This is a genomic window from Nostoc sp. FACHB-888 (genome assembly GCF_014696655.1).
GTDB lineage: Bacteria > Cyanobacteriota > Cyanobacteriia > Cyanobacteriales > Nostocaceae > Nostoc.
The window spans coordinates 1-11974 of the sequence record NZ_JACJQM010000139.1; the positions used below are offsets into that span (position 1 = coordinate 1).

The following is an 11974-nucleotide window of genomic DNA, read 5'->3' on the forward strand; positions in this document are numbered from 1 at the left end:
GTGATGTTTTTTCTGTCAGACGTTCCGCGATTACAACTATCGCTATAAATACCCCAGGCATCAATCTTTTTAGTTATCTCACCCCATTCAGATTAAGAAAACCAATCATTATAACACAAAATCAATTCTGCAAGAGGTCTAATACAGTACCAGGACGATTGAGTTCTTCTAATTCAATAAAGACATTTTCACTACCTGGAAGCAGTATTCGACGAGAGAGGAAGTAATAACCACTGGTGCCATCAGGAGCAATGGTATCCCGTTGAAACCCTTCTAGCTGGTTGCCATAAAAACCTGTAATTTGTAGATTTCCTAAGTTGTAGTTAGCTTTAAAGCCGTGGAGTTGACGGGTGATAGCAGTAAATTGCTGTGACGAACGAGCAAACTCTTCAGTGTTGTAGTCACCCCACATCGCATAATCAGGGGCAGCTCCCAAGATGCCAGTCGAGCGTTCTAAACGTAAGAATACGCTGTCAGTTGAAGGAGTAATGACATCAACTCTAGAGCTATCGCCGTAGACAGGATAGTTTTGCTCATTAAATTGATATGTTCTAAAAAGGCGATTATCACAGTTGCAGTCTTCATTAAGGCTGCGAGAACTGTTGTATGCACCTGTAAACAACCACTCGCCAATTGCCCCAGTCGCAAATATTGCTGAATGGAAATCTAATTGTGTTTTGTTATTTTCATCGGGACGCAAGAAATCACGGAAACTTCCGTAATAATTTGTACCTCTAGCGCCCAAACGCAAATCTATTACCCCAGTGACCAAACTAGGACGTAGTGCCGTTTCAAATTGTAGTTGGGTAAAAGCTTCTAGACTGCTAGTAGTCGCTTGAATTCGCACAGTTTGCGCCTTCAAATCTGACCGCAGATTTGCTGTGAATTGCCCTGCCTTTGCCTCTACTTGGAATCCTGGTTGATCGGGTTTGAAGTCTTTCCCAACAAACTCGCCAGCTGTGGATATTAAGGTAACAACAGCATCTTGGTTAGCACGATTACGATTTTCATCGATGAGTTCACCTCGAATTGTTGCCGTGGAACGTGCATCAGCTGGGATGCGAGCCTCAACCGTTTCCAGCGTGAGTTGCTTCGGTGTTCCTCGCGCTACTACCCGTATCGTCACAGGCGGTTCTGTCGCACCTAATACCTGTGCAGAGATGGTGTTTTCTCCTTCTTTTAAAGAAACACCAAACCATGTCTGTGTTACCAATTTGGTATTAATATCTGTTTCTGTGCGTCCAATTAACGAGGTCTCTACTAACGCACCATTCACCCGCAATTCTATTTGAGTGCCGGGAGAGAATTGCAATATTACTGTTGTAGTTGGCCCATCTACAATTGTGTTATCCGTCGGTGTAAGGATTTTTACCGCTATTGAGGGGGTTTGGGCAATTGAAAACTTGGAAGATTGAGAGGAAATCTCTTTTTGTCGCTTTGCTGTCATTTGCGGTAAATCTACATCTACCTTGGTATCATCTACTGCTGGATGCAAAATTTTAGTTGCGGTTTGCTTGTTATTCAAAGCATTCCTGAGCCGAGCTGAGGTATTTGTTAGCAGGGAGGCTGCTGAAGTATTGGGAAGAGACGAGCTAGCACTAATCTTTTCTTCTTGTTCAGTTGTCTGTGTAATATCCTGTTTAACTGTTTTTACCGGAGTCTCTGATTGCTCAAAAAATTCGGCTTTTGCTATAGTTGGATATGCAACCAAGCTGACAGAAAATGCCATAACCCCCAGCCGAAACTTGAAACTACTTGAAGGGTGCAGTCTGGGTTTCATTTCTTTACTTCCTCCTGGAAGGTACGGGTGACTGCGAAGTTCATGCGTACCATCCCACCAGGCTGTAAACGCACGAGGCGAGATTGGCTATTGCGTTCGCGGAATTTTTTGTTGGGAGCTAGGGTATAACCAGGTAGGCTGCTGAAGTCTAAGACACCTGTGTGGCTTCCAGGTAACACGTTGGCTAAGGAAAACAGACCTTTCGGGTCTGTGGTGATGCGGTTACCATCCTGCATAAAAATCACGGCATTAGGAACTCCCGGCTCACCAGGCTGTTGTTCCCCGTCAAAGTTCTTATCTACGAACACGCGACCGATGATGGTGCCGCAGTCAGAGACAATTCCTGGTCGAATTTTCAACTGATGAGTTGCGGGACCATCTTTGGCGCTAAAACCGTTGTCAACCCGTTGCAAGTTAACGATCGCACTGTTACGACCCGTACCCCGTACAGAGTCAGGGGTTAGTTGGGTAGCGTAAGCAATATTCAGCACTCTCTCCGGTTGAATAGTAGCGTCTGTCCTGAATGTCACCGTGGTTCCATTGCGTTCTGAGGTGATAGTCACTGGCTGACCGTCAATTTCTCCCCGGACAGAATTGGGCAAGAAGTTGAATCCCAAAGGTAAATTGTCGCTGACAACTACATTATTCAAATTCACATCAATTAAATTTCTGACCGAAATGCGGTAAATTACCGTATCTCCAGGTTCAGCAGTAGCGCGATCGCCTGTTTTGACAATCTGCACTTGGTTGGGTTGACACAGATTTGTGGTCAAATTAAACGCTAATAAGTCCAGTCCTTGAAGTTCGGCATTTTCAATTAAGACAGCTGTGTCCTCTACCCTAGTGTCACCTGTACGATTGATTGGCTGACCATCTAAAGAAGTAGCAACATACTGGACAATATTGCCGCCTGTGTTTCCAACGATTTCAATCTTGATGCGTCGCTGTCTATAAATTGAATTTGGCGGTGGATTAACTACAAGAATATAGGTTCTACCAACATTGGTTTGACCCTTGTTTGAATCGAATAGAAAATTGTATACACCCGCAGGATTATTGCTAATGAAGTAAGGGTTAGCGTTCTCAATATTCGGCGCTTTCCCACTAGGAACTTTGTTGTTAGGAATATCGGGCAACTCTGTCCGGGTCAGGGGAACTAAATTTCCTAGTTCTGTCCCCGTTGGATCGTTAGAGTTAGGTTCGTACAAACCGACAGAAAAACCTGTATAGTCAGGTAAAACTTCGCTACCGCAACCTAAAATTCGTCCTAATGGGTCAATTAAGGGGCCAGAGTTGGCTTGAATTTGACTAGTAGTTCCTTGAAATGTATTATTAGTAGAATCTGTATAAGTATAAGTAGCTTGGTTTGTAATAGTTGAAGGCACAACCCGGTTATCAGCTGGTTGCGCTATCCCAGGTAAGGAACTATGCAAAACACTTGCGACCAAAACGGTTGCCGTTAACCGCTGGAACCAGCTTTTGCACATATGAATCTGGTGTCGCGACTTTTGACGGCGCACTGAACTTTTCTCCTATTTGACTTCACGGTTCGGGTTCTGGCAGTAACAAATTTCACAGGGTGTATCTGTCAAATCGGCAACCGTTAAAATACCTGGACTGGTAGTGGGCAATACTCATAGCAAGGGGCTAGGTATTGGGGGCTAGTTACAAGGAAAGAGATATAGTCATAAATTCTTTCAATCCCCAATCCCCATTACCTCTTATCCCCAGAGGAAGCCACAAGTTCCCCAATCCCTAGTCCGTACTCTTAACTTGTTTTTCTCACGGCACCTGTACCTCATAAGTCCCCTTGACTGTAGTCTTCGCGGGGATAGATTCGCCAAAACCCAAGCGAATGTGAGTGTAGGCTGTAGCTGGAGCAGGACGAGATTCTACTTTGCCGTTAAGGAGAGTGACTTTAACAGTGGGATTTTCTACAAAGCTGCGTCCGCCATCAATGCTGTAGATAATCTTTGCTCCTTTGTTAGCATTGACATTTGCAGATTTCAACTTATACACCGTTCCTTGAGGAATGGGTTGATTAATAGTGAGATTCTTGACTGGGCGATCGCCTCTGTTTTCACCACTGACTGTGTAACGCAACACATCTCCTCGTTGCACCACAGCTTTACCTTGTAGTGGTTGCCAAGTTACCTTTTCCTTACCCTGCCCATCTTTTTGCACAACTTGCTTTTGTGCATCCAAACGCAACTGTACTTGCCCTTTAGCTTGGGTATTTTGGGCGATCGCACTTCCTGAGTGCCAGATATTCGCTACTCCAGGAATTTGGCTAATAAATGGTGTAGTTGCAATCAAGGCGATCGCTCCTATACTTGCAATAGAAACACGCTTCATGTAAATAACCCCTTTAAACTTCAACTTTTAGAATTTTGATTGGTGATTAGCCCCCCTTAGAAGAGGGGTGGGGGGATCAAAATGCGATGTACATAGGGAAGACCCCCCTTAGCTCCCCTTAATGAGAAAAACAGCTGACGTTAGTTCACCCTGCGTTGGAAGATAAATGTTCGTTCTCCACCTGGTGCAACATTGCCCGCATTGTCCACATACCTGGTAACATCTAAATCAGACGTGTTTGTTGTCGTGTTTCCCTTGAAGAAATTAATGGTTACGCCAACAGAAGAATCTGTAGCTGAACCCGGAACATTGCTGGTGTCAATTTGATTATTGTTATCTCTATCCAGCGCCCAGTTGTTCAGACCATCCCCAACAGTAGTAGAGAGAGCACCATCTTCAGTAATCACGACATTGTTGGCTGTCAAAATCGAGTTATTACTTCCGTCTGTGGGCTGGACTTCAGAAATGTTACTGTACCTAATTCGGTACTCAATAACGTTTCCTTGAGCGGGTGTTCTTGCGACATCAGCCACATTTGGATTGGGATCAATAGATGGCAAGGGTCCACCAGTACCATCAGGATCAAAAGCTGGTGTTGAGTTAAAATCACCCTGGCCGGCTCCCACAGCTGGACCAGTTCCTTGCAGAACTCTAGACTCTTTAACCAGTTTTAGGAAACCTGTGTAAACCCGATCAATCGTTGTATTCCTACCAGTTTCTGCGCCTAAACCAGCGATTGTATCATCAACGAAGGCAGTGATAGGTACTGGGTAGCCTCTGAGGATATTATCGTCAGCGGAGAGGTTGGTGCCACTTGGTAGATTAACTTCTACGGAGTAGTCGATCTCGCCGTTTACTGGCACATTAGGAATAGTAATGTAATCAGCCGCATCATTAATTTGGCTACCATCACTCAGCAGGAATTCAGTGCCGCTCCAAGTATAGACTTTTTCCTGATTCAGATACTTAATAGTTACCGTCGTTGTTGGTGGCAAATCAGCGACATTAGCTGGTGGGGTAGGAAGTAGGGAAATGTCGTTTGCCTGGGTACTAGCATTTGTTAGCGTGTTATTGAAGGTGACAACCGCCGGATCTACAGTTGATCCTGGTCTTGTATTCGCAGCAATCGCTGAAGATTTATTGGTGAAGTCGGTATTAGGGTTATTACCTGGACCAATAGCATTTGGGAAATCTTCTGGTCCATTTTGGACTGTGGCAGTAATTTGTGTCACTACGGTACTACTCGCTTCACCACCTGGACCAGCTCCTGTGTTATTATTGCCAGTGTCAGTGCCAGTAGTGGTTAAGTCAGCGTCGTTGTTAATATAGCCGTCGTCAATTGGGGTAGGATCTGCGTCAGGAATGCCGTCATCATTTGCATCTGTCCCCGGAGGCGTAGAACCATTGTAGTTGCTGGGATTTTGGTCACCAGATTCGTCATATATAAACCTATCTGGAATACCATCCTCATTGGTATCTGTATTTTCTACACCATTGCTTTGACCAAACAATTGGGCAATGTTACTGACCGTTAATGATGTTCCAGTGAAAGTTGATCTAACTTTAACCTGAATCGAGAAATTGATTGCTGGTGAATTAGGAGCAACAGAAGTGACACTGGCAGCCGGGTTGTTGACAAAACCGACGCGGGTTACTGTCGTCAGGTTAGTAGATGTAGTGAGTACTTGCCAAGTAGCAGCATTGGCATTGGTACTGATGGGATCTGTAGTGTAAACTGCTTGCCAACCAGCCGGTGCAGTCGGTACAACCGCCAATTGAGTATCTAGAGGAATAGCATCAGAGACTAAAATGCGAGGTTCGTTAAAGCCTTTTATAAGCGTACCCGTTAATGCAGCTGGGTTAATGCCTTTGTTTGTTGGATCAGTTGATTGTACTTCTAGGCTCAAGTTATAACTCAGTGTGTCATCATTGATTTTTGCGGTACCACCATCGTTGACGCCACTAGATGTCTTGAGTACTTTAGCAAAAGCGTAGCTTGACGCATTGACAGTCGCTTCTACAAAAGCACTAGCCTCACGCACAAGGTTAGCAGGGTCGCCAGCAATGTCACCATTTGTTGTACCAGTGTTATCTACCGTGTAAACGTCACCAGTGTTATCGATTCGCAGCTGGTTCTGAGTATTAGTGCTAGTGCCTGTGTTACCTAAAGTAACTCTAATTACTTGAGTAGCACTAGCGCCAGCATTAACGGTAACCACAGCACGCACAAAAATAGAACCGTCAGCGGCTATTGAAGGTGTATCGGCATCGTTGATTGTTGTCCAGCCATCCGTACCATTTAAGCTGTATTCTAGTCTGAGAACTGTACCAGGACCAGTGATACCTACGTTGTTGCTGGCAGGAATGTGGAACTTCGTGGGGTCGTTACCAACGTTATTCACCCTGAAGTTATAAAAAAGCTGATCACCAGATACTACTGTGCCCTGGTTCTCATCTACAAAACTATTACCTGTAATTGTGATACCAGCTACTTCTGCCACTGTAACGGTAACCGTGTTAGAAGTGGCGTTGAGTGTTTGGCCATTGCCGTCTTCGTAGGTTGCTGTAGCTGTGTTGCTAATTACTTCGCCCGCTTTGGTGCCTTCAGCTAATACAGGTGCAACAAATTGGAAAAGGCTATTACATAATAATCCTGCTGCTATTAGAGATCGGTAGCGCTTACGCTGGTTGTTGGCAGATTTATTTAGGTTTAACATGGAAGCAGTTTATTTGTTTGCTGGACTTTTATCCTGGGTTTACACGCAGGGTAAGGTTCGGCAATTTCTTAAAAAATTACCGATTACGCCAATCCCAAACGTTAGCATTTAGGGAATGCATACTTGATGAGTTAAATTTGTTACTTATCTCAAAAAGTATATTGAAGCAATACACAGAAATAAATCGCATATCCTATCCGCCTTCAGCCTTGATAACTAAAGCTTATAGCTATAGATACGGATAAATTGCTCTTTCTTGCCGCCGATTGCTCGTACAAGTAGAAATATAAATTTAACTGTAAAAATATACTTCAGTATAAATAACGAATTCATTCAGCGAGGATAAATTTTGTATGAAGATATACTGTCTCGTTGATGAATATAACTATGTAGTACACAAAGAATATGCAATGATTGACTCGGCCATCGTGCGTATCCACAGTTCTGACTTTTCCCGTTAAGCCTCTTTTGCAAGCTGCCAACCCTCTCTACGTTCGCGCAGCGTGTCGCAAACAGACGCTACACGAACACAGAGTCCGTGCAATTTTAACGAAGGTGCTTACACTGAAAGTCTCGGTGTAACCTGTGTTAAAGAAGGAGGGTTAAACGAAGTAGCTAAGAAGATGAGAAGGTAACTTAGCTTATATTTAATCTCAATTATGAGAATTTTATACTGTGCGTTTATCTGCTTATACCCAAATAATTTAGCAGTTGGTGATTTGAGATGATCTTCAGATTTATGACCCAAGAAATACTTCTGCGTCATGAAATAGCAATTGTATGAACGCCAGTGTATGTTCAAAAATCAGTGTTAAATCTGCCCTAATCTACAATCCCATATTCTTGTTCAATAAAACCTAATAGTTTTTCCTCAAATCCAGTCAAATACGGACGTTTCAACTCTCCTAAACACTTCAAAACTGCCTCTACTGGTGCTTCTAACTTGCCACTGTCCCGTAACCTACTGATGCGATCGCTAATCTGCCGCATCTGCTGACATTCCGATTCCAAGTAGTTCAGTGGCTTCAGGTGGTCGATTCTCGCAGTGTACTCTCCATCCCACATTGCGACTGTACAGCTAAATTCGCCCACATGGTTGACTATCCCCCAACATCCGCCTTTCCCTCGTAAATCAGGATTATCCTTGGCAATAATTTGGCAGACTTCCCCAACACGATAAGGATTTGGCGCTTTAATACGTTCCATAATCCGTTGTACTACATCGCCTACAACTCTAGCAGATGGTACTTTACCTCCAGCTTCTTCCACTGCCGTCTGCCATACTTCCCATTGCTGTTGAGGTTCCAGCTTTGTTATCGGTCTAACTTGGCGTTCACTCGTAGGCAAAATTTGTGTCCCAATGGGACACATTTCCTCATTTTCAGTTTGTGTCCCACTGGAATAAATTTCTGCATCGCTTGATTCAGTTTCAGTTTGTGTCCCATTGGGACACATTTTCATCAGATTATCAAACACAGCCGAAGCTTCGATTAATCTATAAGGATGACGGCGCTGAAATCCAAACCTGTCCTTGCAATACTCCTCAAAAGTGCTATGGGTGGAACGGTAAAGACGGCGATCACGCAATTCCATCAACGCCTTGCCAGCTTCAAAAACCGCTTTTTCCACTTTTCTTTCCAAGTGTAGGCGATCGCGCTGTTCTTCTTCTGTCAACTCTGGAACTTCAACAGATGTAACGGTGATTGTTGCTAAAGCTGGGTTTTCTTGACCAGAAATATCTTCATTTGCAGAATCAGGTGGTGTTTTTGAATCATCAGAAGCGGCAGAGGTGGATTTTTTACGCTTGAGGGGTGGGTTGTTCATGCATCCACCTTTTTTGGTTCAGTGGCATTGGCTCAAAATCAATTACAGATAGATTTTCGGTGTGCTAACTTGCAGCGATCGCCTCTTTGGAAGAACTAAAGTTAGGGTCAGAGGATTGATAGGCTGGAGGTCAAACATTTTCAGACTCCAGTTCCGCCTGTACTAGCTCATCAAAAGTACAGTTGTAGACTTGCATAAGTTTTTGAAGTCCCACAGGGGTCATCCGGAGAGCTGTTTTCAATTGATCCCAGTTCCGAACTGTAGAGACGGCTACGCCAAGCTCCACAGCTATTTCTTCTGCTCTTTTTCCTACCCTTAGCCTTAAACCCAACATCCCACTTGCAAATGGGTTCAAATTCATGGTTTGATTGAGCGGTGGATTAAACCAGGCAATTAAAGCTGCTTCTATTTGAGAGAGTAAAGATACATCATCTATATGTAAGTTGGAGAGCCGAATACCAACTATCTCATGCAATTCAGGATACTTGTGGTGTAAAGCCCATCTCGCCTTTGGATTAATTGATCGCCCAATGGATTGAATTTGTCCATCAAGGTCGATAGGAAAATAAATGCAAGGGGTAGTAGGTAACTGTGATCGTTCGTGGAGAAATACTGAAGGTAAAGCAAGAGGATCGATAGTGGTAGGATTAATCGCCATTTTTTAACTCCTGGGCTGGTATCCATTTCAATAAAGTATCTGGTTGTATTTTGTATTGACTGCAAATCGCGTCCATGACATCTCTGCCAAGATACTGAGCGGAATTGTTGTACAGGTTATATGCGGTAGTGCGGCTAATCCCAGTTTCTTGCCAGAACTGATAGACGCTTATTCCTCTATTATCAACGAATTCCTTAATCCGATTCCTCATAGGCATACTTGCACGACTACTACTCTTGTATTCATAATTAACTATTATTACAAAGTAATTAACACTATTATAAATTAATTAGTAACATAGAACTAACTACAAATCTGGATTGGTCTTATAGCTACTGTGTGAAATCATAGAGATGATGACTATCACTCTATACAGAGAGGTGTAGTAACATTGATAACAAAAAATTCCAAAACTACTAAACTAACCCATGCCAGACCCACAAGACCCAAAGCAAGTCAATAACAATGACTTACGTAATGCCCAGTTTGGCGGAGGTTTGATTAATGCTGATATAGTAAACGTTGAGCAAATGGGCGGGAATGTCTACAATATTTACAATGGGCATTCCAATATTAAAACTATTCAAAACCTCAAACTAGAACCCAACATCAGCAATGAGTTAGTGAATTTATTACGCCCTTTCTTGGAAGACGAGAGAAGCCGTCGTCCATTTTTAGTTTTAGCTTTAGGTAATGATTCACCTGTGTTGCAACATATTAATTGGAGTGGTGCTGTAGCAAGTTTCCTTCCTGATATGTTGTGTAAGCTTGCAGATTATGGAGAAGTAGCACCAGGAAAACAAGCACTATGGGCATTATTAGAATATGTGCGCTCCCAAGTAGGTGTAGATATACAAAAACGTATTGATAAGTTACGCCTTATAATTCAATCGTAATTATTTACTTTACAGTAACTACCAAGTAGACATTTAAAATGTTAAAACTGAGTGCTAAAACTTTAAATAAAATAATAAATATACTCTCACCTTTGATGGAAGATGAGAGAAACCGTCGTCCATTTTTAGTTTTAGCTCTAGGTAATGATTTACCTGTGTTGCAATATATCAACTGGAGCGGTGCTGTGGCAAGCTTTATCCCAGATATGTTGTGCAAGCTTATAGATTATGGGGAAGTAGCTTCAGAAAAGCAAGCGATTTGGGTATTATTAGAATATGTGCGATCGCAAGTAGGCCCAGATGTAAAACAATGTATTAATAATTTGCGTCCTCTACTTGATGTATGCTCAGTATCTTCGGTAGGGACTGATAAGAAATCAATAGATGCCATAGTGCAAGAAGTGCGCGAGCGATTGCATAATAACATTCAAGCTTGGTATGGAGAAATACCACTTTGGGCAGTAAACCGTAGGGTTTCCTTGTCTGATTTATTTGTTGATGTCAATATTTTAGATGAGGTCAGCAGTAGTCGCAGATCAGAACTCGATGATTTGTGGCAAGATTTTACAACAAATAATTCTAATTACCGCAGCTTGGATCGGATTGGTTTAGGCAAAAAACAGCAGCGAGTACCAGACTTATCGTTAATAGAAGAGCGAAATACTAACTTAGTGGTAGTGGGTAAACCTGGTTCGGGAAAGACAACATATCTGCAAAGAATCGTAACTGAATGTAATGCTGGAAAGTTACAAGCACAGCGAATTCCTGTGTTGATCCAAATGCGATATTTTATAGATGATGGAAGCGATTATGCTTATAACTTGGATCAGTTTTTAGAGCAACTGTGGGGGTTGGGTAATATAGATGTCAAATTAGTCCTAAATCAAGGTAGGGCATTAATCTTGTTGGATGGATTGGATGAGGTTACAGGAGAAGCTGGCAAGCAAATCATTAAGGAAATCAAGCGTTTTGCTCGTTTTTATCCCCTGGTGCAGATAGTGGTTACTTGTCGCACTCAAACTCTGCTGGACTTATTCGATTGGCAATCACAACGTTTTACCTGCGTAGAAGTAGCTGATTTTAATGAAGAGCAGGTGAGAGCATTTGTAGCAAAATGGTTTGGGGCAGTGTGTGCAGATGCAAAGCAAAGAGAAACGAAAACACGGGAACTTTTAGAACAGTTGTTTCGGGAAGAAAACAAGCCGATTCAGGAACTAGCTATTACGCCAATTTTACTCAGTTTAATTTGTATCGTATTCCACCAAACAGGGAAATTTTACTCGAAGCGTTCCAAGTTATATAAAGAAGGTTTAGAGTTATTTTTGAAACAGTGGGACGAAAAACGAGGAATTGATCGGGATGAGATTTATCGAGATTTGTCACTGGATCGAAAGTTAGAGCTTTTAAGTTTTTTGGCAGTAAAAAAGTTTGAAAAACAGCAGTATGTGCTGTTCGAGGGGGAAGAGTTAGAAGAGTATATTAAAGCTTTCTTGGGAGTTGAGCGGCGGGATAGTCAAAGAGTTTTACGGGCGATTGAATCTCAACATGGTTTATTGATTGAGCGTTTGCAGAACGTATGGTCATTTTCGCATTTGACATTTCAAGAATATTTAGTGGCGAAGTGGTTTTGCGATTATGAGCAATTTGATGATTTGAGCAAATATATTATACAGCCCCATTGGAGAGAAGTTTTTCTATTAAGTATTGAAATAGTAAAAAATCCAGAACTTTTATTTTTAAAGAT

9 protein-coding genes are annotated in these 11974 nt (G+C 42.5%); 2 read left to right on the top strand and 7 right to left on the bottom strand.

The window, feature by feature from the left end; translation table 11 throughout:
- Positions 1–121: 121 nt before the first annotated feature.
- From H6G26_RS33545 to H6G26_RS33575, 7 genes are all read right to left on the bottom strand, one after another.
- Entirely contained in the window at positions 122–1780 is a 1659-nt protein-coding gene (locus H6G26_RS33545; protein WP_242054052.1) for a hypothetical protein, read from the bottom strand.
- A complete protein-coding gene (locus tag H6G26_RS33550; protein WP_190735321.1) occupies positions 1777–3267 on the bottom strand; it encodes a DUF11 domain-containing protein in 1491 nt (496 codons plus the stop codon). The genes H6G26_RS33545 and H6G26_RS33550 overlap by 4 nt, the downstream gene beginning before the upstream one ends.
- A gap of 295 nt (positions 3268–3562) precedes the next feature.
- Complete coding sequence (locus H6G26_RS33555; RefSeq protein WP_190735307.1) at positions 3563–4135, bottom strand: hypothetical protein; 573 nt, start codon at positions 4133–4135, stop codon at positions 3563–3565.
- 140 nt (positions 4136–4275) lie between these two features.
- Positions 4276–6852, bottom strand: a complete 2577-nt coding sequence (locus H6G26_RS33560) for a hypothetical protein (RefSeq protein WP_190735309.1) — start codon at positions 6850–6852, stop codon at positions 4276–4278.
- An 822-nt stretch (positions 6853–7674) separates the two neighbouring features.
- Entirely contained in the window at positions 7675–8676 is a 1002-nt protein-coding gene (locus H6G26_RS33565; protein ID WP_190735311.1) for a hypothetical protein, read from the bottom strand.
- A gap of 130 nt (positions 8677–8806) precedes the next feature.
- Positions 8807–9334: a hypothetical protein gene (locus H6G26_RS33570; RefSeq protein WP_190735313.1), complete on the bottom strand. Its 528-nt coding sequence runs from the start codon at positions 9332–9334 to the stop codon at positions 8807–8809.
- On the bottom strand, positions 9324–9545 hold the full coding sequence (locus tag H6G26_RS33575) for a helix-turn-helix transcriptional regulator (RefSeq protein ID WP_206757575.1): 222 nt from the start codon (positions 9543–9545) through the stop codon (positions 9324–9326). Before H6G26_RS33575 ends, H6G26_RS33570 begins: the two co-directional genes overlap by 11 nt.
- Before the next feature lie 217 nt (positions 9546–9762).
- Here H6G26_RS33575 and H6G26_RS33580 point away from each other — a divergent pair, with 217 nt between their 5' ends.
- Together H6G26_RS33580 and H6G26_RS33585 are read left to right on the top strand one after the other, a co-directional pair.
- The gene (locus H6G26_RS33580) at positions 9763–10230 is read left to right on the top strand and encodes a hypothetical protein (protein ID WP_190735317.1); all 468 of its coding nucleotides are present in this window, start codon (positions 9763–9765) and stop codon (positions 10228–10230) included.
- Positions 10231–10268: 38 nt separating this feature from the next.
- The coding region (locus tag H6G26_RS33585; RefSeq protein WP_190735319.1) for an NACHT domain-containing protein at positions 10269–11974 on the top strand (1706 nt) is incomplete at its 3' end.